The organism is Aneurinibacillus aneurinilyticus ATCC 12856 (assembly GCF_000466385.1).
In the GTDB taxonomy this organism is placed as follows: Bacteria; Bacillota; Bacilli; order Aneurinibacillales; family Aneurinibacillaceae; genus Aneurinibacillus; species Aneurinibacillus aneurinilyticus.
Genome location: NZ_KE952723.1, coordinates 33929 through 56703 on the forward strand (window position 1 = coordinate 33929; position 22775 = coordinate 56703).

23 protein-coding genes are annotated in these 22775 nt (G+C 45.0%); 20 read left to right on the forward strand and 3 right to left on the reverse strand.

The genetic code is table 11. The features are described from left to right. Window positions 1–62 precede the first annotated feature (62 nt). Entirely contained in the window at window positions 63–272 is a 210-nt protein-coding gene (locus HMPREF0083_RS05960; protein ID WP_040301656.1) for a ferredoxin, read from the reverse strand. Window positions 273–479: 207 nt separating this feature from the next. Here HMPREF0083_RS05960 and HMPREF0083_RS05965 point away from each other — a divergent pair, with 207 nt between their 5' ends. From HMPREF0083_RS05965 to HMPREF0083_RS06025, 14 genes are all read left to right on the forward strand, one after another. Continuing rightward, the gene (locus HMPREF0083_RS05965) at window positions 480–1556 is read left to right on the forward strand and encodes a YpbB family protein (protein ID WP_021620239.1); all 1077 of its coding nucleotides are present in this window, start codon (window positions 480–482) and stop codon (window positions 1554–1556) included. After that, window positions 1553–3121 carry a RecQ family ATP-dependent DNA helicase gene (locus HMPREF0083_RS05970; RefSeq protein WP_021620240.1) on the forward strand — a complete coding sequence of 523 codons (1569 nt, stop codon included), beginning with the start codon at window positions 1553–1555 and terminating at the stop codon, window positions 3119–3121. The genes HMPREF0083_RS05965 and HMPREF0083_RS05970 overlap by 4 nt, the downstream gene beginning before the upstream one ends. Window positions 3122–3148: 27 nt before the next feature. Beyond that, window positions 3149–3814 (forward strand): CPBP family intramembrane glutamic endopeptidase, encoded by a 666-nt coding sequence (locus HMPREF0083_RS05975; RefSeq protein ID WP_021620241.1) that lies wholly within the window; start codon window positions 3149–3151, stop codon window positions 3812–3814. Then, window positions 3795–4448, forward strand: a complete 654-nt coding sequence (locus HMPREF0083_RS05980; RefSeq protein ID WP_021620242.1) for a LysM peptidoglycan-binding domain-containing protein — start codon at window positions 3795–3797, stop codon at window positions 4446–4448. Before HMPREF0083_RS05975 ends, HMPREF0083_RS05980 begins: the two co-directional genes overlap by 20 nt. Window positions 4449–4617: 169 nt before the next feature. After that, entirely contained in the window at window positions 4618–6288 is a 1671-nt protein-coding gene (locus HMPREF0083_RS05985) for a DNA repair helicase XPB (protein WP_021620243.1), read from the forward strand. Window positions 6289–6437: 149 nt separating this feature from the next. After that, complete coding sequence (locus HMPREF0083_RS05990; protein ID WP_021620244.1) at window positions 6438–7343, forward strand: NAD(P)/FAD-dependent oxidoreductase; 906 nt, start codon at window positions 6438–6440, stop codon at window positions 7341–7343. Between the two features lie 442 nt (window positions 7344–7785). Further along, entirely contained in the window at window positions 7786–8790 is a 1005-nt protein-coding gene (locus tag HMPREF0083_RS05995; protein WP_040301657.1) for a 2-oxoacid:acceptor oxidoreductase family protein, read from the forward strand. Window positions 8791–8813: 23 nt separating this feature from the next. Next, window positions 8814–11129: a thiamine pyrophosphate-dependent enzyme gene (locus tag HMPREF0083_RS06000; protein WP_021620246.1), complete on the forward strand. Its 2316-nt coding sequence runs from the start codon at window positions 8814–8816 to the stop codon at window positions 11127–11129. A 241-nt stretch (window positions 11130–11370) separates the two neighbouring features. Continuing rightward, complete coding sequence (gene yjbM, locus HMPREF0083_RS06005; protein WP_040301658.1) at window positions 11371–12171, forward strand: GTP diphosphokinase; 801 nt, start codon at window positions 11371–11373, stop codon at window positions 12169–12171. Window positions 12172–12300: 129 nt separating this feature from the next. Next, on the forward strand, window positions 12301–12438 hold the full coding sequence (locus HMPREF0083_RS27910; RefSeq protein ID WP_155847225.1) for a hypothetical protein: 138 nt from the start codon (window positions 12301–12303) through the stop codon (window positions 12436–12438). A 199-nt stretch (window positions 12439–12637) separates the two neighbouring features. Then, complete coding sequence (locus HMPREF0083_RS06010; RefSeq protein ID WP_021620249.1) at window positions 12638–13234, forward strand: genetic competence negative regulator; 597 nt, start codon at window positions 12638–12640, stop codon at window positions 13232–13234. 155 nt (window positions 13235–13389) lie between these two features. Next, a complete protein-coding gene (locus HMPREF0083_RS06015) occupies window positions 13390–14916 on the forward strand; it encodes a DnaB-like helicase C-terminal domain-containing protein (protein ID WP_021620250.1) in 1527 nt (508 codons plus the stop codon). Window positions 14917–14976: 60 nt separating this feature from the next. Then, window positions 14977–16281, forward strand: coding sequence for a Glu/Leu/Phe/Val family dehydrogenase (locus tag HMPREF0083_RS06020; protein WP_021620251.1), 1305 nt, complete (start codon window positions 14977–14979; stop codon window positions 16279–16281). A 219-nt stretch (window positions 16282–16500) separates the two neighbouring features. Continuing rightward, window positions 16501–17460, forward strand: coding sequence for an asparaginase (locus HMPREF0083_RS06025; RefSeq protein ID WP_021620252.1), 960 nt, complete (start codon window positions 16501–16503; stop codon window positions 17458–17460). A gap of 135 nt (window positions 17461–17595) precedes the next feature. On the opposite strand, the gene HMPREF0083_RS06030 is transcribed toward HMPREF0083_RS06025, so the two are convergent. Together HMPREF0083_RS06030 and HMPREF0083_RS06035 are read right to left on the reverse strand one after the other, a co-directional pair. Beyond that, window positions 17596–17775, reverse strand: a complete 180-nt coding sequence (locus tag HMPREF0083_RS06030; protein ID WP_040301660.1) for a hypothetical protein — start codon at window positions 17773–17775, stop codon at window positions 17596–17598. A 67-nt stretch (window positions 17776–17842) separates the two neighbouring features. After that, window positions 17843–18253, reverse strand: a complete 411-nt coding sequence (locus HMPREF0083_RS06035) for a hypothetical protein (RefSeq protein WP_021620254.1) — start codon at window positions 18251–18253, stop codon at window positions 17843–17845. A gap of 390 nt (window positions 18254–18643) precedes the next feature. Between HMPREF0083_RS06035 and prsW the strand changes: the two genes are divergently transcribed. From prsW to HMPREF0083_RS06060, 6 genes are all read left to right on the forward strand, one after another. Beyond that, window positions 18644–19342: a glutamic-type intramembrane protease PrsW gene (gene prsW / locus HMPREF0083_RS06040; protein ID WP_021620256.1), complete on the forward strand. Its 699-nt coding sequence runs from the start codon at window positions 18644–18646 to the stop codon at window positions 19340–19342. Continuing rightward, on the forward strand, window positions 19339–19506 hold the full coding sequence (locus HMPREF0083_RS28670) for a hypothetical protein (RefSeq protein ID WP_167331543.1): 168 nt from the start codon (window positions 19339–19341) through the stop codon (window positions 19504–19506). Before prsW ends, HMPREF0083_RS28670 begins: the two co-directional genes overlap by 4 nt. A gap of 134 nt (window positions 19507–19640) precedes the next feature. Further along, on the forward strand, window positions 19641–20990 hold the full coding sequence (ypeB, locus tag HMPREF0083_RS06045) for a germination protein YpeB (protein WP_040301662.1): 1350 nt from the start codon (window positions 19641–19643) through the stop codon (window positions 20988–20990). Window positions 20991–21049: 59 nt separating this feature from the next. Beyond that, window positions 21050–21241 carry a hypothetical protein gene (locus HMPREF0083_RS06050; RefSeq protein ID WP_040301663.1) on the forward strand — a complete coding sequence of 64 codons (192 nt, stop codon included), beginning with the start codon at window positions 21050–21052 and terminating at the stop codon, window positions 21239–21241. A gap of 191 nt (window positions 21242–21432) precedes the next feature. Continuing rightward, complete coding sequence (gene cmk, locus HMPREF0083_RS06055) at window positions 21433–22104, forward strand: (d)CMP kinase (protein WP_021620261.1); 672 nt, start codon at window positions 21433–21435, stop codon at window positions 22102–22104. A 3-nt stretch (window positions 22105–22107) separates the two neighbouring features. Beyond that, on the forward strand, window positions 22108–22719 hold the full coding sequence (locus HMPREF0083_RS06060) for a lysophospholipid acyltransferase family protein (RefSeq protein WP_021620262.1): 612 nt from the start codon (window positions 22108–22110) through the stop codon (window positions 22717–22719). Window positions 22720–22775 lie beyond the last annotated feature (56 nt).

A 22775-nucleotide genomic window follows, 5' to 3' on the forward strand; every position in this document is an offset into this window, starting at 1 on the left:
CTAGCTGTAGGAGGCTAGGCTTTTGTTGTTGCTAAAAAATACAAGTCCAAATAGGCTGCTTCCTATTCTTCCACTTTGATGGAATCAGTCGGGCAACCTTCACATGCATCACGAACATCATCAAATAGGATATCCGGGATTTCAGCAGTGTTAGTATTGTCGTCGATTTTGTTGAAAGCGATGCCTTCATCATCGTAATCAAATACATCAGGAGCAGTTGCACCACAAGCTCCGCAAGCAATACAAGTGTCTTTGTCCACCCACGTTGTCATTCTCTCTTCACCTCCAGAGTTTCTGAGAAAAGATATTTGTCCACTTCTCATAAATCATTTTAAACATTGTACTTATGAATATCAAGATGGTTCATAAAAAATAATGAAAGGACTAGAAAAACATATCTTCCTCTTCGCCTAAGGGAACGGTACACTATAATAGATGTATCAATTATTTACCCCAGTCAAAGGGATGAAAACGATAAAATGAATGTTGAGTTTGAGGAAGGTTTGTTTCTTGTAGCGGCGTCAAGGTTTCACGGGGAACGCACACCCCAGGCAATCGTGCACTTGCTTCGAGGACGAAAAAATAATCAGGTGATTGCTGATGCTGCTTTGTTTGGTACATCCATGCTATATGGTGTGATGCAGGGCATATCTGCCGATGAGGTGCGCAATCGTTTAAATACGCTGATTGAGCGTGGATGGATTGAGGTACATCCCGGTGTGAAAGAAGGGGTATGCTGCTCCATGGTCGGGAAAGAAGAGCTACAGAAGCGTGAAAGAACATTTCACTATGAAGCGTGTCTGAATGCAATCACATCTGTACATGAAAAGGTGCGTGCGGTTCGCTTCTGGAAAAAGCTTTCCTTGTTCGTGCAGACGGCTTCATATCTGGCCGAAGGGGAGACGCTGTTCTACCCGGTAATAGAACAACGGGAATTACAGCAAGAAGTAAAGCGGGTACTTTTGGATAATCCGGATAGACGGATGCTCGTATCACAGGTTAAGCAGGAAATCGCACGTTGGATGGAAGAGCGTAATGACGAGGAACGACAGCTTATTCTTCGACGTTTAAGTGGTAAAGCACGAGCTGGTCTAACATATCGGCAGTTAGCAGATACTCTTCATACAGCAGAAGGGGCTGTGACCATGCACATTATCCGGCTGGCTGCGGAACAGCTTGTATGCATGGAGTCAAGTTCCTATCCATTACTTATGAAACTGGCTGACAAACGGGCAGGTGAGGCGGGATTAACCCGCACAGCCCAGCAGACACGTTCGCTTCTTAATAAGGGATATTCATTCGAGCAAGTCGTGCATCGTCGGGGTCTAAAGCCTGGTACTATCGAAGATCATCTAGTTGAAATCGCTATTGCGGACCCTGATTTTGATATACAAAGGTTTGTCTCTTATAAGAAAATCAAACGAATACAAGCGGTTATGAGAGAAAAAGGTTTGAAAAAAATCAGCGAAATCCGACGTGAGGTCGGTGATGAATATAGCTTCCTTGAAATTCGCCTTGCGTCCGTACGCGCTTTGCAGGGAGGTGGACGATTATGATTCAACTGACTCAAGTACAGGAGCAATCGCTGTATAAGGCGCTTACACGCTATTTTGGACATGAGGAATTTCGTCCCGGACAGCTGGATATTATCCGTTATCCGCTTTTAGGCGAGAATGCGCTCGGCATTCTTGCGACAGGCGGAGGAAAATCGATTTGCTACCAGTTGCCTGCTCTAATGCTTGAAGGAATGACGATAGTCATCTCGCCTCTCATCTCATTAATGGCAGATCAGGTGCGTCATTTACGTCGCCAAGGAATTCAGCATGCGGAGTACATTAATAGCGCGCAATCGCTCGAAGAACAGCGGTGGAAATTGCAGCAGGTTATGGATAAAAACGTAAAAATATTATATATTTCTCCCGAGAAATTACAGCAGGAAGGCTTTATGGAACAGCTTGCCTGTGTACCAGTTTCCTTGTTTGTTGTTGACGAAGCACACTGTATCTCCCAATGGGGCCATGATTTTCGGACGGATTATCAGCGGTTACATAATTGTATCCGTAAGCTTGGAAATCCACCGGTACTGGCGCTGACGGCGACAGCGACCGAAGCGGTACAGCAGGATATTTGTCTTCAGCTCTCGATTCCAACCAAGCATATTGTATTACAATCGGTTAACAGGGAGAATATTTGTTATGATGTTGCGTTTGCGGCTGATGAGCGGGAGAAAGAGTCGATTCTATTTGAGAAGCTGCGAACATTGAAAGGCCCTGGATTGGTGTATTTCCGTTCGCGCCATGGTGCAGAGCGGGCATTTCAGCTTTCGCAGATGCGAGGAATTACCCACTGCGCATTTTATCATGGGGGAATGATGGCGGAAGAACGTCTATTAATTCAACAACAATTTTTGCAAGGGGAATTGGATGTTGTGTTCGCTACGAATGCATTCGGCATGGGGATTGACAAACCGGATATCCGATTTGTGCTGCATTACCATACCCCCCCTGATATCGAGTCGTACCTACAGGAAGTGGGGCGTGTAAGCCGGGATGGGGCGCCTGGCTATGCTTGTCTATTGTCGGCGCCGGATGATGGATTTCTGCCGGGGCAGCTCATCGCCGAGGAGTATCCTAATGAGAAGCAGATGAACGGATTTGCCGCCTTCCTAGGAACGTTACGTGGACAAGAAGTTCGCGTGGATAAGCAGGAGGCGCTTGCGTGCTGGGGACTTGAAGAACAGCATGTATCGATTCTGCTTTATCATATGGAGAAGATGAACTGGTTATATCAGCCCCATCGTACGAAGGATGGATGGGTGTTTGAGGTTTCAGAGGCATTTCCGGATCGGTACGCATCCCTTGTTCGCACCGTTTTTCATCGCCGGGATGAGAGATATCGCAAGCTAGAAGAGATGCGGCGTTGGCTGACAGAACCGGTTTGCCGCAGGGAAACGCTAGGGAAATACTTTTCTCAGGAGCATTGTACATCGCTGGCCAGCTGCTGTGATCGGTGCGGCATTGACATGGCGCTATACGAGCGTCAGATGCCAGCGGAAGAAGAGCAGCTAGAGGAACATTGGGAATGGCGGCAGGAATTAGATCGTCTGTTACCCATTTCTTAATGGTAGAGGAGGGGAAGCGAAAACGAAATGGATCCGCGATATGCACATTTAGATAGCCGAACATTGGCATTAAACGTATATATTTCTCAGGCGATTCTTTTTGCGTTTGGTGTTGCCGGGCTGTATTTCTTTTATATTCTTCCCGGAACAGGTTGGCATGCCCGCTTTCTTGCGCCAAATTGGATAGAGGTGCTTGTATACGGAACACTGGTCGCGCTCCTAGTCATTGTGATCGAGATTATATTAATTATATGGTTACCACCAGAAACATTTGACGATGGTGGGTTGAATGAACTGTTGTTTCGCGATTTGCCTATCTGGCATATTGCACTCGTATGCCTTGTAGTAGCCGTAACGGAAGAATTTTTATTTCGTGCGGTAATTCAGCCTGGTCTTGGTCTATGGTGGACAAGTGTGCTGTTTGCGCTTGTCCACGTACGTTATCTTAAGAAGTGGGTCATGACGGTTGTTGTTTTTTGTATCAGTTTGCTGTTTGGATGGTTGTTTGATAGAACGGGAAGTGTTTGGAGTGTGGTCTGGGCGCACTTTTTGGTAGACTTCATCCTTGGATGTTTTGTAAAGAAAGGGTGGTTTCTTTCACGGAAGGAAGGAGAATCTCTCCCGGAGGCGAATACGGAAGAGAGAAACGAAAATGCAGAAAATGGGGATGCCGATGAGCGAGAAACAAGATAGTCATTTCGATCAGGCTGACATGTTGCGAAAACTGGTAGAACAAAAGGAGACGGAGCAGCTGCCTGAGGCGGAAAAACAGCCTGAGAAGATACCTACAGGCACATTGCCGCCACGCAGTTCGGTACATCCGAAGCCGCCTGTGCGTCTTGCGCCGTACTATATTGCAGGAGCGCTTGTACTCCTTGCGCTCGGCGGGCTTGTTTTCTGGTGGTACACGGTGCGCAGCGAACCGTCTGTGGCACAGACACAGACGAAAGCGCCATCCGAACAAAAGGTGCCATCTAAGCCGTCTGTACATGAAAATAAGCTACCTGCGCCTTCCGTTCCGACATCTCAGACAAAACCAAGTGAAGCGAACAAACCGGCTCCTGAAGTAGGGAAGCCAGTCATCCCTGTTCAGCAGAAACCTTCTGTTAAACCGGCTGCGGCGCAGGCTTCACCGGCAAAAGCCGCACCTGTCGCAAAGAAGCAAAGGAAGATTCTGAGGCACAGGGTACAAAAAGGGGATACATTATACGGGATTTCTGTTATGTATTATGGAACAGCAAAATATCAATCGTATCTTGCAAGGTATAATGGCATAGAAAAATTGTACGCCGGTTCGGTCATCAAGGTACCGATTCCGCCCCGGTAAAAAAACAGACGCCAAACGGCGCCTGTTTTTTTAAATATATTAAGAACGTATATAGAACTGTAAAGCAAGAAAGCCACATATGCGTTCTTCCGAGCAGCAACGCCCGTAAGTTTTTCTTAATTTTGGATACACTACAACAAAAGGAAGCACTGGAAGAAAAGGAGAATGAATGATGAAGCAGACGGAAAATCCGTTGATTGTTCAGGGGGACCGTACGTTGCTCCTTGAAGTGCGACATCCGAAATACAGCGAGGTTCGCGATGCGTTGACCCCGTTTGCAGAACTTATAAAAAGCCCGGATTATATTCATACGTACCGATTGACACCATTATCCTTATGGAATGCTGCGGCATTAGGATTTCGCGCCGAGACGGTGCTTGACGTATTAGAAAGGTACGCCAAGTTTCCTGTGCCAGCTGCTGTTAGAGACGAGATTAAGCGAACGATGTCGAGGTTCGGCCAGCTGCAGCTTTTCATACGTGGAGAGGAATTGGTGCTTGCGGCGGCTGAACCGCAAATTATGAAGGATATTCTGAGTTATGTATCCATTGCAAACCTCATTGGACGCCGTATAAATGAACGTGAGGCGGTTATACCGTTTGCCTGGCGCGGGGCCATCAAGCAATCGTTATTGAAGCTTGGCTATCCCGTGCAGGATATGGCCGGATATACAGATGGTGAGCGAGTGGATATGGCTTTGTGTGAGCAGAGGGGATTTATGCTTCGTGATTATCAGAAAGCTGCGGTTGACGCTTTTTATGCAGGGGGGAGCATATCTGGCGGGAATGGTGTCATTGTTTTACCTTGCGGAGCGGGAAAAACGCTTGTTGGTATTGAAACAATGGTTCGATTCGGTATGGCGACGTTAGTGCTTACCAGTAGCACTGTATCGGTAAAACAATGGAAAAAGGAGATGCTCGCCCGCACAACGCTGACAGAAGAACAAATTGGTATGTATACTGGCCAGGAAAAGCAGGTTTGTCCCGTTACTGTCAGTACGTATCAGATGATTACACACCGCTCGGCGGAGAGCGGAGAGTTTCCTCATTTGTCATTGTTTCATGAACGTGACTGGGGTCTGATTATTTATGATGAAGTACATCTGTTGCCTGCTCCGGTATTTCGTATGACTGCCGACATTCAAGCCAAACGACGGCTCGGACTGACTGCTACACTGGTGCGGGAGGATGGCCGCGCGGATGATGTGTTCAGCCTCATCGGCCCGAAAAAATATGAGCTGCCCTGGAAGCAACTTGAAGAACGGGGGTTCATTGCAAATGCAGCTTGTACAGAGATTCGTATCCCGCTTTCTGCGTCCCGTAAGATAGAGTACATGGGAGCGGGAGAGCGACAGAAGTTTCGTATCGCAGCTGAAAATCCAGGTAAGACACCGATAGTCAAAGAGGTGCTTAAGCGGCATGAAGGAGAACAAATTCTTATTATCGGCCAGTATGTATCACAATTGGAAACATTAGCCCAAGAGCTGAAGGCACCGCTCATCACAGGGAAAACCCCGCAGGAAGAACGGGAGACGTTGTACGGAAAATTCCGTCGCGGGGAGGTTGATATGCTGGTCGTATCGCGTGTCGCCAATTTTGCGATTGATTTGCCTGACGCAAGCGTCGCTGTCCAGGTTTCCGGCACATTTGGCTCGCGCCAGGAAGAGGCACAGCGGCTTGGCAGGATTTTGCGTCCGAAAAAAGACGGACGGACGGCGCATTTTTATTCGCTTGTCTCGGCGGAATCGAAGGAAGAGCAATATGCGCACCGACGTCAGATGTTTCTTGTAGAGCAAGGATACGAATACAATTTGCATGTAATTGAACGTACGCTGTCATGATATGACGATGTAAAACGGGGGAGAACGGATAGTTCTCGCCCGTTTTTGCTGTCACAGATTTTTTGGTACCTATTATCTTGTGAAAGCAGTGCATAATGGGTAAACCAAGTAGAGAGTAATTTCTATACTTGAGAAGGAGAGAAACATTTATGTATGATTGTGCGATTATCGGCGGCGGCATCGCTGGGTTACAGGCCGCTCTTCAGCTTGGGCGTTATATGCATCGCATTGTGGTTATTGATGCGGAAGGAGGACGGTCTCCACTGGCTCGTCGCTATGGTAATATCCTCGGCTTTCCCGGCGGTATTAGCGGCCCGGAGCTTCGCGAACGAGGGCGAAAACAGGCCGCAGAGGTCGGGGTGGAGTTTAACGAAGGAAGGGTAAGCCGGGCATGGAATAAGGGTGAAGAGTTTGAGTTAGAATTGGAGACAGGGGAGCGCGTCACTGCCAGGAGGTTATTAATTAGTACCGGGATAACAGACCGGATTCCTGACGAGATAGAAGGGATAAGACAAGTGCTCGGTACGGCTGTATATGTATGTCCGGATTGCGACGGGTATGAAATCAGAAATTCGAAAGCAGTTGTGCTGGGTGCAGGGAATGCAGGAGCTGCTATGGCTTGCGTACTGCGCTATTGGACGGATGATTTAACGTATGTGAATCACGAGCCGGGAGAGCGCCCGCTGTCCGAGCACTGGAAACGGAAGTGCATCGAATCCGATATCAGGCTGGTAGAAGGTCCGATACTGAAAGTGCAGACAGGAGGCGAACAGATGCTGTCCAGCATTCAGCTGACAGGAGAGCGAAATGTTGAGGCGCAGAAAGGGTTTATTGCTTTTGGAGGGAATAAGGCCGAATCGGATATCGCCAAGATGCTTGGAGTAGAACGTTTGGAGAATGGACACATTCCTGTAGATGGTCGAACAAAAGAAACAAATGTGCGTCATATATGGGCTGCGGGAGACGTAGCAGCACACTCGCAACTGTTAGCAGTCGCTATCGGGGATGGTGCACAGGCTGCGATTTGGATTCATAAAAGTCTTCAAGAATCATAACAGCTACTGTATTGGTACAATTTTAATTTGTTGTATTACAGCAGCTTGGAAAATAAGATTTTATCAGAAGTCTGGCATGTCCAGACTTTTCGTTTTGTCAAGTATTTAACGTGCGAATAGTGTTAAATATACACTGTTATATTATTTTTAAAATATCTGTTATATATCTGTTTCGGTATATTTCATTAAATTCAGTCAATTTATTATGACTAATTTATTAGGGGATTAAGCGATTTAATGATGAATAAAAGTTAATTTGTTCAAAAATATTAAATTCTGTTGCTTAGTAAAAAAATACCTGTTATAATTTTTTTGAATTGAAGATATTAGACAATTCTAATTTTTGATCTGTGTGGAATGGACACTGAAATAATATGGGATAACATGTGTTTCGCCAAAAACAGATACCTGTATGGGTGCTGGGAAATGGGGAGGAATAAAAATGTCTATACTTCCGAAGAGGAATGAGCTGGGTTTTTATGAGATTCGACTCGAATCCATTGGAGGATTGGGAGCAAACCTGGCGGGGAAAATGCTGGCAGAAGCCGGAGTGCTGGGGCTGGGACTTAACGGAATGAATTTTTCTTCGTACGGTTCGGAGAAAAAAGGATCGCCAGTAAAATCGTTTATTCGCTTCAGTGATACGGATGTGCAGATTCGTGCTGCCAGTCCGATTGAGCGTCCGCATGTAGTAGGGGTATTTCATGAAGCGCTCTACAAGACAATCAATGTCGTTTCTGGATTGGATGCACATGGCATTGTGCTTGTTAATACCACCCGCGAATTTGATGAGGTGCGTGAAGAACTTCATCTGGAATACGGCACATTGGCCACGATTGATGCGTTGGGGATTGCGGTTGAAGAGAAGACCAAAGTAAATACTGCAATGCTTGGAGCGTTATTCAAAATTTGCGATTTTCTTGATCCGGAAGCGATGCGAAATGTTATACGCAAGACGTTTGAAAAGAAATACCCTCATATGGTTGAGCCAAATTTACGCACGTTTGATCGCGGATATTGTGAAGTAGCGTTCAAAACATATGAGGTGCCGGAAGGATCGGCAGGTAAAGATTTTGTTCGTCCACAACCGATGCTTGGCTATGAAACACAGCCACTCGGCGGTGTCATTACTAATCCGGGTAACAGTATTCTAAAGGATTTGAGCGGAAGTCGACAGGGATTCCTGCCGGAGTATCATGCCGGAAAATGCATCCACTGCGCTGCTTGTGACACGGTTTGTCCGGATTTTTGCTTCGTATGGGAGGAAGGTGCTGACAAGAAGGGACGTCCGCAGATGTTTCTCTCGGGCATTGATTATCAATATTGTAAAGGCTGTCTAAAATGCGTGCAGGCCTGTCCGGTCGAAGCGCTGACGGAGCTTCGTGAAGATATCGGATACGCCGAGGAGCATCGTGTGCCGCAGAAGTTTGTACTGGCTGCTAATTAACTGGGAAAAGGGGATGGATTAGAATGGCGATTGAATACGACAGGGAAAAAGCGGCGCTTACGGCGGCAATAAAAGAAACCATGCCAGAGCAAAGCTTGACTTTTGAGTCCGGAAATGAAATGGCTGCGATGGCTGCCGCACAAATCAACTATCATCTAATGGGATATTTTCCGATTACGCCTTCTACCGAGGTAGCGCAATATCTTGATATGATGAAAACGCGCGGCGAACACGACATCGTACTGATCTCGGCCGATGGGGAGCATGGTTCGGCAGGTGTCTGTTATGGTGCGGCTGCCGCAGGCGGGCGTGTGTTCAACGCGACAAGCGCAAACGGTTTTCTGTATATGCTTGAGCAGTTACCGGTGCAGTCAGGAACACGCTTTCCGATGGTACTTAACCTGGTTACACGCGCGATTAGCGGCCCGTTGGACATTCGCGGCGATCATTCCGATTTATACTATGGGTTGAACATTGGCTGGCCGATTCTTTTGGCGCGTGATCCGCAAGCGGTATATGACATGAATATTATCGCACTTCGTGTAGCTGAGCATGCTGACGTTCGCTTGCCTGTAATGGTGGCGTATGATGGATTTTTTACTTCGCATCAAAAGCGTCGTGTTCAATATTTTGCCGATCGGAGCACGGTACAGAGCTTTGTGGGTGAAATGCCGTCAGGGTATGTACACGCGCTTGATCCGGAAAATCCGATCACAATTGGTCCGTACATGAACGACCCGGATTTGATTAACAACAACTATCAACAATCAGAAGCGATGTATCGTGCCGGCGAGGTATTTAAACAGGTAGCGGATGAATACGAGAAAATCTCTGGACGTAAATATGAAATGCTTGATCTTTATCGCATGGAGGATGCAGAAGTAGCGGTTTTTCTTCTCAATTCCGCTGCTGAAACGGCCAAAGACGTAGCCGATCAATTAAGAGCTAAAGGCATCAAGGCAGGTGTAGTGAGTCCGAATATGATTCGACCATGGCCAGCTAAGGAAATTCAGGAAGCTTGTAAAAATCTAAAGGCGATTATGATTGGGGAACGTGCCGATTCCTATGGAGGACATGGCGGTAATTTAACTCATGAACTAAAAGCTACGCTTCAAGAGATAAAGGGGAATGAAACCGTTGTAGTAAGCCGTATTTTCGGTGTCGGTGGCAAAGATTTTTATCATGACGATGCAGAAGCATTTTTTGACCTGGCCATCGAGGCAGCAGAGTTAGGCTTAGCACCGATTCCATTTGATTATTTTGGACATACGCCGGGAGATCCTGAACTTGCACCGAAGCGAGTGCTTGCGCCGCTGCATGGGGAAGCATTCAAGTCAGGCCTCATTCAAGTGACACCGAATGAACAGACTGGTAAACTAAATGTCAAAATTCCGCCACTGCGTGCGCTTACCGGCAAGCCAAAACGCATTGCTCCAGGTCATGGAGCCTGTCCGGGCTGCGGTATTTTCCCTGGATTGGAATTATTCTTTAAGGGTATCGAAGGGGATATTGTCGTACTGTTCCAGACTGGCTGTGCGATGGTAGTTACAACAGGGTATCCGTACAGTTCGCATAAGCAGACGTACATCCACAACTTGTTCCAGAATGGCGCGGCCACATTATCAGGTGCTGTCGAGATGTTCTATGAGCGCAAGCGCCGGGGCGAGATCCAAGTAGCAGATGATTTTACTTTCGTTATGGTAACCGGAGACGGTGGTATGGATATTGGGATGGGACCGGCTATCGGTACAGCTCTCCGTAATCATAGAATGATTGTGCTGGAGTATGATAATGAAGGATACATGAATACAGGCAGTCAGTTATCGTACTCTACGCCAATGGGGCATATGACATCGACTTCAGGTGTCGGCAAGACACAAGGGGGCAAAGCGTTTCACCATAAAGATACGGCTCAAATAATGGCAGCCACTAACATTCCATATGTATTCACAGGTACGGAAGCATTCCCGCAGGATTTGTTGAAGAAAGCGGCCAAAGCTCAATGGTATGCGCAAAATGTCGGTATGGTATACGGAAAAATTCTTATTGCTTGCCCGCTTAATTGGAAGTCGGCTGACGAGCAGGGCCAAAATATTGTTGAAGCTGCAGTTCACTCTTGTTTCTTCCCGCTGTATGAAATAGAAAATGGTATTACGAATATTACGTACGATCCAGAAGCGAAGAACAAGCGGATTGAAGTACAAGATTGGCTTTCGCTGATGGGTAAAACAAAGCACATGACTAAGCCGGAGTACGCAGAGATGCTAGCCTCTTTCGCCGGAGAAGTCGATCGCAGATGGCGCCGTTTAAAAGCGAAGCATGAGAGCGAATATTTGTAAGGAAATCAGGATAGCATATCATAGCGCAACTGCTTTATTCTTTTCGTTAAGTGAGAAAATATCATATGAGGAAGACTCGACACATACAAGTGACGAGTCTTTTTTTGTTTGTCTGTAATATTCTTTATCCTTTATTTATATAGTAGAAAGGAGGATGATGAAGCGAATTTCACAATTTATTTTTAAGTAGAGTATGGTAAAATACAGAAGGATAGCGGCAGTTGAAGGGGGAAGCAGTCTGGTGGATGATAGAAGCTGGGAAGAATTCCTGATCCCTTATGAACAAGCGGTCGAGGAATTGAAGGTGAAATTTAGGGGTATTCGTAAAGAATTAAAAAAGAGAAATGAATATTCGCCCATTGAATTCGTGACAGGTCGCATCAAAAAGATTTCAAGCATCTTGGAAAAGGCGAACAAATTAGGCATTCCGTTGGACCGGCTTGAGGAAGTCGAAGATATTACGGGTATTCGGATTATGTGCCAGTTCGTCCAGGATATCGACCGAGTAGCGGAATTGGTCCGCCAGCGTAGCGGTAAAGATATGACCCTCGTCTACGAGAAAGACTACATAAAAAACGAAAAACCGAGCGGCTACCGCAGCCATCACATTATCATTAAATATCCTGTGCATACTGCGCAGGGAGAAAAAGAAATACTGGCCGAAATCCAAATACGAACGCTAGCAATGAATTTCTGGGCGACCATCGAGCATTCCTTGAATTATAAGTATGAAGGCAATATTCCCGAAGATATAAGAGAACGTTTGCGTACGACGGCCGAAGCTGCGTATTTGCTGGATACAGAAATGTCGGAAATTCGTGACGAAATCCGTGATGCCCAACAAATGTTCGAATATAAGTCGAATATTGTTTCGCGGATTTTGCAAGGGATTCAGAATCTATATCAGCGCGGCTTTGTCGTAGAAGCAACAGAGTTCCAAAATGAATTTCGTCAGATGCGGGCGCGTGGCGACGTAAGCGAGCTCCGTCAGCTCTCGCGTACGATCCGGGCAAAGATTCAGGAGGTTAGGACACGCGAGTAGGAGTACGTGCTCCGGCTTTTTTGTGGAAAAAGGACGGGCGGCAATACCCGCGATTTTTTCTTAATCATAGCATGTAAGTGAAGTGTCCATACTATGAAGGTGATACAGTCGACAGAGGAGGGAATGCACATGTTGAATCGGGATGAGATCAAGGAATACTGTGAGGATGAACCGAATTCCTACGGTGCGGGCATGCTACTTTCCTTCATTATTGGGGCCATCATCGCCATCGTGATGGTATGGGGCATCTCTATGCTTAAGGTATAAGGTGTAGTACGACGTCTAACAGGTGCAGTCAGAAAGGGCCGTGCATCCGATTATGGAAGACGGTCTTTTTGTTTTTAATACCTTGTACCTTGCTTTCACTCCGTGTTATCATTAAAAAAATCCCACTATTTTTTGAACAAAAAACAATCCTGTAACGTATTCTAATACTACCACCGAATTTGCGGAGGGAGGGGTCATAATGCGCGTTGAACGTCTAAATCAGGATAAAATAAGGATTTTCTTAACTTTCGATGACCTGATTGAACGGGGAATTGAAAAGGATGATATGTGGCGCGATATACCAAAAGTGCATGAACTTTTCAATGACATGATGGATCAGGCTCAAGACGAAGTGGGTTTTACAGTGAACGGACCCGTAGCCGTCGAAGTTTTCTCCCTGCCGGCTCAAGGCATGGTTGTAATCGTAACACGGGGTAAGACCGAAGCGCATGATGACGCTGAGGATCTGGACTACGATGACATATATGAAATGCAGGTTACACTAGAGGAGAGCGATGATGTGGTTTATGTGTTCTACGATTTTGAACACTTAATCGAACTAGCCCATCGAATCAATGCTAAGGTAATCGACGGGGGAAGCGCATATGCTTATAATGGGCGTTATTACCTCGTATTTGAAGAAGTCGATTTAGCGAAAGATGAGTATGACGACTTTATAGCAGTATTGTCTGAATACGGTGAAGCTTCCACACTGACTAAGCATGTTCTGCAAGAGTATGGTAAAGTCGTTGTGGATAGTGATGCGGTAAAGGTTCTTTGCCGTTATTTCGACTAACTCGCATAGTATGAAGCGTGTGGCATATTGCCATGCGCTTTTCTATTATTATAGAGACTTGCGGCTTTTGGGTTACGAGACAGGGCAGAAGTGGTAAGGAATAGAGAATATGCAAAATTTCATCAATGGCACCACAATAGCAGGGGGGAGGGAGAGTGGAACGATTGAAAAGCATAGAAGGAACGAACCTTGCACCAAGTCTGTCTAATGTGAATCTTGAAGAGCTTGTCAGCTATTATGAAAAAAGCTTGTCACCTAATGCTATCTCATTTTTGAAGCGTAAAGGAATTGAACTGGAAACGGCGGAGAAATACCATATTGGCTTTGAGGGTCCCCAAATCGGATTTAACGCCTCGCAGAGCAAACTGAGCGGCTATTTCATCAATCATCTTGTATTTCCGATTTATAACGAGGCGGGTCATGTAGTTGATTTATTGGGACAGCCGATTCAGGAGGTGAAGCCGCATAATAAAATGTTGCTTGGAAAAACGGATATTTTTTTCAATCAGGCTGTCATCGAAGAAGCTGATGAGGTGATATTGTGCCGTGATGTGTTTGATGTACTAACGCTTGAGCAGGCCGAAGTTGCTGCTATATGTGTGCCAGAGTACAATGTGTTTAAGGAAGCTCATGCCCACCTTTTAAAAGGAAAACGAGTATTTATCTGTTATCCGAATGATGAATCAAGCCGACGTGAGAGCAAGCGAATTCAGGGCATGCTACAAGGTAAGGCGGAAGAAGTATATATTCCATATTTGCCGGAAGGTATTCGTAATATCAATATGTTTTTTAATGAAATCAAGGAACCGAAGCCAAAGTTCATGCGACTTTTAAGGCAGGCGGTAGAGGAGACGATTAAGGAACCCATCGCCTCTGATGCAAAAAATTTGGTTGTGTTTATGGAAGAATATTGTCAGCGCTATAAACATGAAGGGAACGGAATAAAAACCGGTTTTTCGGAGCTTGACGATCTGCTGCTTGGAGGTATGCGTGGCGGATTGTATATGATTGAAGGGTACGTATCAAGCGGCAAGTCCATGTTTATGCGCCAGATGGCAGATCAAATTGCGCAACATGAGGTTCCGGTTGTTTATGTGACATGGGATATGACAGCGTTTGAGCTGTGGGCCCGTTCGATGGCTCGCTTCCTTGATGTATCTACGGAAGAAGTATTGACAGGACAAGTGGAAGCAGAGAAAGTTCAGCAGGCAAATCAAGAATACAAAAAGATTGCTAACCATTTATTCACGATCGAAGGCAAATTTGATACGTCTCTGTATGATATTGAGGATTGTGTGGAACAAATAACGAAATCGCTTGGTACGGCCCCGGTAGTATTTATTGATCATATTCAGCGTGTGCCGGTGCGTGACAAAGACGGACGCTTAATGCCAGGAGAAAATGAAGCATTAGTGGCATACATGCTTCATCAGTGGTCGCGAAAATGGGATATTCCCATTGTGGTTTCCTCGTTAAAAAGCAACGGTGAGGGAGACAGAATGCCGGGGACGGTGGAAGCTTCGGTTGATGTTCTGCTCGTATTTGAGCGAAGTAAAGGCGAACGGGAGCATAAGCAGGAGGAGATTGTTATTCGTATGAATAAAAACCGCAATGGCTCGCTGGGCAAGCTTCCATTTTTATTTAATAAAGAAAAAGCCAGCTTTACGCCTTCCAAAACGTAGAGGAAAGAGTTATACTTGCTATGTCTTGACAGACTTATGAATTTTTCGAGGTGGTAAAAAATGGGAGAAAAAGACGTGGTAACCGAATCAACTGCTTCTGCGAATGGGAGCGCAGAGCAGCAGCAAGAGAACCTGGATGTGCTGAAGTCAACACAGACGGTGATTGCTGAAGCCCTTGACAAAATGGGATATCCGAAAGAGATGTATGAGCTCTTGAAGGAACCGATGCGCATGTTCACTGTACGTATCCCGGTGCGGATGGACAATGGCGAGACGAGGGTGTTTACTGGTTACCGGGCTCAGCATAATGATGCGGTTGGGCCAACAAAGGGTGGTGTTCGTTTCCATCCAGAAGTATCAGAAGGCGAAGTAAAAGCGCTTTCGATTTGGATGAGTTTAAAGTGCGGTATCGTTGATTTGCCGTATGGTGGCGGTAAAGGTGGCATCATCTGCGATCCGCGTGAGATGTCGTTCCGTGAATTGGAGCGTTTAAGCCGTGGATACGTACGCGCTATCAGCCAAATTGTAGGACCAACAAAAGACATCCCTGCTCCGGACGTATTCACTAACTCGCAAATTATGGCATGGATGATGGATGAATACAGCAGCATCCGTGAGTTTGATTCTCCAGGCTTCATCACAGGTAAACCGATTGTGCTCGGCGGATCGCAAGGTCGTGAAACGGCAACCGCTAAAGGCGTAACGATTTGTATTGCAGAGGCAGCTAAGAAAAAAGGCATTGATTTGAAAGGTGCGCGTGTTGTCGTACAAGGTTTCGGTAATGCGGGTAGTTTCCTTGCGAAATTCATGCATGATGCCGGAGCAAAAGTTATTGCTATCTCTGATGCATATGGTGCATTGCACGACGAAAATGGACTGGATATCGAATACCTGCTGGATCGTCGCGATTCGTTCGGTACGGTAACAAAACTGTTCAGCAACACAATCTCCAACAAAGAATTACTTGAGCTGGACTGCGATATTCTGGTACCAGCCGCAATCGAGAATCAGATTACGGCATCCAATGCACATAACATTAAAGCGAGCATCGTAGTTGAAGCGGCAAATGGACCGACAACGCTGGAGGCGACACGCATCTTGACTGAGCGGGGCATTCTGCTTGTTCCAGACGTGCTGGCAAGCTCAGGTGGAGTAACCGTATCGTATTTTGAATGGGTGCAGAATAACCAGGGCTATTACTGGACGGAAGAAGAAGTGGAAAGCCGTCTGCGCGAAGTGCTTGTACGTGCGTTTGAAAATGTATATAATACGCACGTGTCCCGCGATGTAAACATGCGTCTAGCCGCTTATATGGTGGGCGTACGCAAGATGGCGGAAGCAAGCCAGTTCCGCGGCTGGGTATAACCGTTAAAATAAACGAAAAAATCCTCTACAATATCATTTGTAGGGGATTTTTTATCCTTGAATTTCTATTTTATGGATAATCAACAGGTGTGATAAAGTGTATTACATATTAAGAATGAGCATGATATTACCGATAAAGTTCTATCTTGAAACTAAAATAATGATACAATAAATTCGCATAAAACCATAATAATCTTTTTCAAATTAATGGAGGATTAAATGCGTAAAGTAGTTTTGTTAACCACAGGTGGAACAATTGCAAGTAAGGCAAATGAAAAAGGAATGTTATCTTCTGGAGAATTATCTGGTCAAGAATTAGCTGATATGTGCAATTTGCCCAAAAATATAGAAGTTGTCGTTGATTCGGCCTTTCAATTACCTTCTATGCACATAGGGTTTAATGAACTGTTGGAATTAAAAAGTCATATTGAAAAAATCTTTAAGGATGAATCAGTTGATGGCATTGTTGTCACTCATGGTACGGATACTATGGAGGAAACGGCATATTTTTTGGACTTAGTTATTAGCGACGAAAGAACCGTTGTTTTAACTGGCTCACAACGATCACTAGAGGATTTAAGTAATGATGTGTATATAAATATCAGGCACGCTATTTACACTGCCTGTGATGAAACATTAAGAGGTTCAGGAGTGGTTGTTGTATTTAATGAGCGTATATTCTCCGCTAAATATGTAAAGAAAGTTCATGCATCCAATATTCAGGGATTTGATGTGTTTGGCTTTGGATATTTTGGCATTATTGATAATGATGTAGTAAAAATTTATCAAAAACCTGTATGCAATGAAAGTTTTAACATTGTTAAAGAAATCCCTCCAGTTGATATCATAAAGTGCTACATTGAAGCGGATAGTAAATTTATTGATGCAGCAATTCAAAGTGGTGCAAAAGGAATTGTTCTTGAAGGCGTAGGCAGGGGACAGGTTGCTCCTAAAATGATGGACGGTATTGAGCGGGCTATAAAGAATGGTGTGCAAGTGGTTATTACTACAAGCGCAGAAGAGGGCCATGTTTACACGACTTATGATTATCCGGGAAGCGCATATGACCTGTATACAAAAGGGGTAATGTTAGGAAAGGATTATGATAGCAAAAAAGCAAGAATGAGGCTTGCTGTGCTTCTGGCGAGTGATATAGATGATATTAAAGAAGTGTTCTAATTAGCGAGAAGGGAGGAGGTTAAATCCTCCCTTTTTATGTATTATTGAACTTTACGAAAGATGGATGTTAGAAATATAAACAAGAGAACGGCCCAATAAGAAGCCGCCATCTTCTATGATTCGTATATTTTTAATTTAAAGGCCAGATCTACAAGTTCCACAATCATCCTCTTTTTTTTCAGAAGCTCCTTTTTCGTCTCCAATTACTGTATTTTCAGAGTTGGCCAGCTCATCTGCAGTAATGGTTCTTTCTAACTCATTGACCATGGTAGGTGTATTTTGTTTAGCATCTGTGTTTTTATTCTTATGCGTCATGCTATCCATTCCTTTCTGTATTAAAATCATTTTATTTTTTACGATAAAAGAGGCTTTGAAAAAGCAATCAGATAGTTTTGTATATTTTCCTTTCCAATAAGCACATAGAGCCAAAGGCAACACCTGTTACAATATATAAAATTCCAAACAAATTACCTTCTGGGCTTATAATTTGTTTTACGTTTCCGTCAGCTAAGAAAACAACAAGTAAAGTTAGCAGAACTCCACTCAAAATTATACAACTTATATAAACAACACCTAAAGATGATGGAGGCACTTTCGATTTAAGGAAATCAAAAAGACCGATATACAGTGGTATTCCAAACATCAAATAAATAATGCCTCCATATAAAGCAACGGATTTTACATCATGAACAGGTTGATTATATATCATTTCCAAAGCCACATAGTAAGCTAATAAACCAATAGGAAAAGAAATAAGGATGGCAAGGATGCGAATCCAGTTAATGCTACGCATAATTGTATACTCCTTTACCCCGATTCACCAATTAACGTAAGCAACATTATTGGTCGCTGAAACAAGAATACATAGAGCCCGCCTGTTGATTACCCATCTATTTAGAAAAAATAAGATGCACGCGTCTGCCAGTATTTGCATCAGCACCTAGGTTGTTGTTTGAACACATCGCTTTGGTAACGATTGCTGATTTGTCAGAAGCAACGGTTCAATCGTATGTAATATCGTCAACGGACATGGCGATCGTCCCACTTGTATTGAGGATGATGACTTTTCTTGTGGCTCCTTGCATATTTCTCACCATAACCTTCAGTAATAATATTTCTTTCATCCATATTCCATGGTACGATAAAACAAGGAGAATCGGAAGAACAAAGGGAGTCGAATGCTATGATATCGACCTTAGGAGCAGCGCTTGCTCCTGGTATTGCTATTTTGAGCTACTTTTATTTAAAAGACAAATATGAAACAGAGCCATTACATATGGTGGTAAAAAGCTTTATCACTGGTATTTTACTTGTTTTTCCTGTAATGGTCATTCAGTTTGGTTTTCAAGAAGAACTGGATTTGGGCGTGTTTGCACAATCGTATTTCCTTGCAGGATTTCTCGAAGAATTTTTTAAATGGTTTATGATTTATTATACGGTATATAAGCATGTAGAGTTTAATGAACCGTACGATGGTATCGTATATGCGGCGGCGGTATCGCTTGGATTCGCGACATTGGAGAACTTTTTCTACCTGCTGTCGCATGGATTATCCACAGCGTTTTTCCGAGCGTTGCTCCCGGTATCAAGTCATGGATTGTTTGGTGTGTTAATGGGATATTATCTTGGCAAAGCAAAGTTTGTAGCTGATCCGCACAGAAAGTGTATATATTTAGGAATGAGTTTGGGGATTCCGATCCTTTTGCATGGTACGTACGATTTTATTCTTACGGCAGGCAGCAACATTTGGCCTTGGTTAATTATTCCTTTTATGGTAATTTTATGGTCCGTTGCTATTCGACGTAGCAGTGACGCGCTAGACAGGTCTATTGCCGCTGCCTTTAGGCGACACTATGAACAGGAGGAGGCGGAAAAAATATGACGACCGAATATGAGCGATATAAAGTAACGATTTACTGCCCGGTGTGCGGCGAACGTTATGTCCTGCGTGGAAGCCGCGAGAAAAACGGAAGGATCGAGACAGGATTTAAGCAGTGCATTTGCAGCAATGACCGTAACTTTCATATTTATTCCGAACAACTGTAGAGTGGACGGAAATAAAAAAGAAAGCGAAAAGGATACTTCCTTTTCGCTTTTTTTGCATAAACGGGCAAGCCTTTCCTCACACTACTACCAACACGTATGTAAGCTTGGAAGACAAGAGGAAAGGTGATGCAGATATGTATTGGAAAGTGGCAGGCGTGTTGGCGCCCATTCTTGCGGTCGGAGTTATAGGAGCAGGTATGTGGGGCTACCAGGAAAATCAAGAAAAAAACTCCGTGCTTATTAAGGCGGAAAATCAGTATCAGCGGGCATTCCATAATTTGAACTATCACATGGATAAGCTTCAGGACGAGCTTGGTAAAACAATTGCCGTCAATTCCCGCCAACAGCTTACCCCAAGCTTAACGAATGTTTGGCGCCTCGCTTATTCGGCGCAAAATGACGTAGGTCAGCTGCCCTTGACGTTGATGCCGTTCAATGAGACGGAGAAGTTTCTTGCTAATGTAGCCGATTTCAGTTACCAGACTGCTGTTCGTGATTTGGATAAGCAGCCGCTAACGGACAAGGAGTATAAAACGCTGCAGACGCTTTATCGCCATTCCAAGGATATGCAGGGTCAACTGCAGACTGTACAGACGGCCATTCTCGACAAACAACTACGATGGATGGATGTAGAGACAGCATTAGCTACTGAAGAAAAGAAACAGGATAACGTGATTATTGATGGCCTTAAAGTGGTTGATAACAGCGTAGGGAGGTACAAAGATGTCGATTTTGGCTCGGGAATCGGAAGTCTGAATACGTCTCGTAAGCTAAAAATCCAGTCCATTAAGGGGACGCCAATTAGCGCTGAGGAAGCCAAGCGTAAAGCACTTGCATTTGCAAAACTGAAACCTGAGCAAATAAAAGAAGCAAAAGTAGTGGATAACGGAAATGGACGAGATTATCAATCGTTCAGCGTCCATATTGTGCGCAAGGATAATTCAGCCCCCATTAACGTAGATGTGGCCAAAAAGGGTGGTCAGGTCGTCTGGATGCTCGACGAGCGTAAAATCGATGGCCGAAAGCTTGGAATCGAGGAAGCCAAACGCCATGCAGACGCGTATCTGAACGAACGGGGATATCGATCTATGGAAGCCGTTTCCTATAGCGAGTATGAAAATCTTGCCGTCTTTACGTACGCCTACAGGCAGGGTAATGTCCGCGTATATCCAGATACGATTACGGTAAAGGTAGCGCTTGATAAAGGAAATATATCAGGATTCCAGAGTGAAAGCTATGTGCTAAACCATAAGGCGCGTGTACTGCCGAAGCCGAAGATAACCGAGGCGCAGGCTCGCAAGAAGGTGAATGCGGGCTTGAAAGTCGAAGAGGCACGCCTTGCAGTAATTGAAGACGAAAGAGGTCAGGAAGTATTCTCTTATGAGTTCTACGGCGGATTCGATAAGGACAGGTATCGTATTTATATTAATGCGCTTACTGGCGAAGAGGTAAAAGCAGAAAAAATTAAAGCGCATGCATTGTAACGAAGAATAAGGGGAGGGCGGGACAGGCGATACTGGTGAAAACGAAGGGAGGATTTCTTTTGAGACGAGCTGAAGAATCTGCTTACGAAAAACGTTTTACCAGCCTGGCCCGTCGAGTAGAGGCATGCTTGATTATCACCATTGTGGCCGGATGGGTGCTGCTTATCGTCAGCCAGGCTTTACTTACGTATGATCCTGTCCGATATTGGCTAGTCGACACGGTACGGATGGAAGGCGTTGCATCACCTTAAGGCCCTATGATACTATGAAGGTAATAAGTACACTGGTGGATAAATCTGCGCTTTGAATCAAATATGCAAAAAAAGAAGCAGGCACAACCTGCTTTTTTTTTGAAAAAACATAGAGAGAAAAGGTTGAAAGCAAGAAGCTGGCATGATGTATTTTAGCTTTCTTCTTTGCCTAGTTGGGATGTGATGGTACGATGAAAATTGCAATTGATGGACCGGCAGGAGCCGGTAAAAGCACCGTAGCACAGCAGGTCGCAAAGCGGCTTGGCATATTGTACGTGGATACCGGGGCGATGTATAGGGCAGTGACGCTTACTGCGCTTGTCCGCGGATGTTCTATAGAAGATGAGCACAGCCTGCGGGAGATGCTTGATGCAATTGATTTGATGCTTGAAATCAAAAATGGGGTACAGCATGTATACGTGGACGATAAAGACGTATCCGAGGCCATCCGTTCCCGGGAAGTGACCAGGCATGTTTCGACAGTAGCCGCTTATCCGCTTGTGCGTGAGAGACTGGTAGATATGCAGCGGCGAATTGCCAGCCACAAAGATGTGGTGATGGACGGTCGTGATATTGGAACATCGGTGTTGCCGGATGCAGAGGTGAAAATCTTTTTGACAGCATCCATCGAGGAGCGTGCACGCCGTCGGATGGAAGAATTCGAAAAGAAAGGCGTACATGCTGATTACGCTGAATTGCTGCGAGATATTGAAGAGAGGGATCGCAAAGACAGTAAGCGGGCAATCGCGCCGCTGAAACAGGCAGAAGACGCCATACGGCTCGATACAACCGGACGTAGCATCGATGAAGTAGTGGATCGCATCGTCACGCTATATCGGGAAAAAATCGGGGAGAGGGCGTAAGATATGGAAAGTAAAACATATCCGTTTTTTCGCGGATTGTTCCGGGGAATTTTTAAAGGTTTCTATCGTTGGAAGGTTATTGGACAGGAGAATATTCCGGATGGAGAGGGTCTTGTGCTTTGTGCAAACCACATCAGTAATTGGGATCCTGTGCTGCTTGGCTGTGGGATAGAGCGTCAGGTGCATTTTATGGCCAAGGCTGAGTTGTTTCGTATTCCGGTCATCTCCAGTCTAATTAAGGATTTCGGTACGTATCCGGTTAAGCGTGGGGCCGGTGACCGCCAAGCGATTCGTACATCGTTAGAACTTGCTAAACAAGGCAAAGTGCTTGGCATTTTTCCGGAAGGTAAGCGCAATCGGACAAGTCAGGGCAATGTAGGCAACATCCAGCCAGGCGCTGCGATGATTGCACTGAAATCTGGTGTACGGGTTGTACCTGTAGCGATTATTGGACCCTATCGCCTTTTTCGCAGCGTCACTATAATTTATGGACAGCCGATTGATTTAACCGCGGCGGTAGCGGGTAAAGAAACTGCAGAACGTACACAGGCCGCCGCCGAAATTATCCGGAGTGAAATCCAGAAAATTCTAGATATACATAAACCACAGGTGTAGCTTTCAGTGCTATTTTCTGTGTAGTGTAAGGTATTTTGCTTATCAGGGTATATATA

Coding starts and splice junctions, on each gene's coding strand:
- HMPREF0083_RS05960 (WP_040301656.1), bottom strand. CDS start 272: ATGACAACGTGGGTGGACAAAGACACTTGTATTGCTTGCGGAGCTTGT.
- HMPREF0083_RS05965 (WP_021620239.1), top strand. CDS start 480: ATGAATGTTGAGTTTGAGGAAGGTTTGTTTCTTGTAGCGGCGTCAAGG.
- HMPREF0083_RS05970 (WP_021620240.1), top strand. CDS start 1,553: ATGATTCAACTGACTCAAGTACAGGAGCAATCGCTGTATAAGGCGCTT.
- HMPREF0083_RS05975 (WP_021620241.1), top strand. CDS start 3,149: ATGGATCCGCGATATGCACATTTAGATAGCCGAACATTGGCATTAAAC.
- HMPREF0083_RS05980 (WP_021620242.1), top strand. CDS start 3,795: ATGAGCGAGAAACAAGATAGTCATTTCGATCAGGCTGACATGTTGCGA.
- HMPREF0083_RS05985 (WP_021620243.1), top strand. CDS start 4,618: ATGATGAAGCAGACGGAAAATCCGTTGATTGTTCAGGGGGACCGTACG.
- HMPREF0083_RS05990 (WP_021620244.1), top strand. CDS start 6,438: ATGTATGATTGTGCGATTATCGGCGGCGGCATCGCTGGGTTACAGGCC.
- HMPREF0083_RS05995 (WP_040301657.1), top strand. CDS start 7,786: ATGTCTATACTTCCGAAGAGGAATGAGCTGGGTTTTTATGAGATTCGA.
- HMPREF0083_RS06000 (WP_021620246.1), top strand. CDS start 8,814: ATGGCGATTGAATACGACAGGGAAAAAGCGGCGCTTACGGCGGCAATA.
- HMPREF0083_RS27910 (WP_155847225.1), top strand. CDS start 12,301: ATGTTGAATCGGGATGAGATCAAGGAATACTGTGAGGATGAACCGAAT.
- HMPREF0083_RS06010 (WP_021620249.1), top strand. CDS start 12,638: ATGCGCGTTGAACGTCTAAATCAGGATAAAATAAGGATTTTCTTAACT.
- HMPREF0083_RS06020 (WP_021620251.1), top strand. CDS start 14,977: ATGGGAGAAAAAGACGTGGTAACCGAATCAACTGCTTCTGCGAATGGG.
- HMPREF0083_RS06025 (WP_021620252.1), top strand. CDS start 16,501: ATGCGTAAAGTAGTTTTGTTAACCACAGGTGGAACAATTGCAAGTAAG.
- HMPREF0083_RS06030 (WP_040301660.1), bottom strand. CDS start 17,775: ATGACGCATAAGAATAAAAACACAGATGCTAAACAAAATACACCTACC.
- HMPREF0083_RS06035 (WP_021620254.1), bottom strand. CDS start 18,253: ATGCGTAGCATTAACTGGATTCGCATCCTTGCCATCCTTATTTCTTTT.
- prsW (WP_021620256.1), top strand. CDS start 18,644: ATGATATCGACCTTAGGAGCAGCGCTTGCTCCTGGTATTGCTATTTTG.
- HMPREF0083_RS28670 (WP_167331543.1), top strand. CDS start 19,339: ATGACGACCGAATATGAGCGATATAAAGTAACGATTTACTGCCCGGTG.
- ypeB (WP_040301662.1), top strand. CDS start 19,641: ATGTATTGGAAAGTGGCAGGCGTGTTGGCGCCCATTCTTGCGGTCGGA.
- cmk (WP_021620261.1), top strand. CDS start 21,433: ATGAAAATTGCAATTGATGGACCGGCAGGAGCCGGTAAAAGCACCGTA.
- HMPREF0083_RS06060 (WP_021620262.1), top strand. CDS start 22,108: ATGGAAAGTAAAACATATCCGTTTTTTCGCGGATTGTTCCGGGGAATT.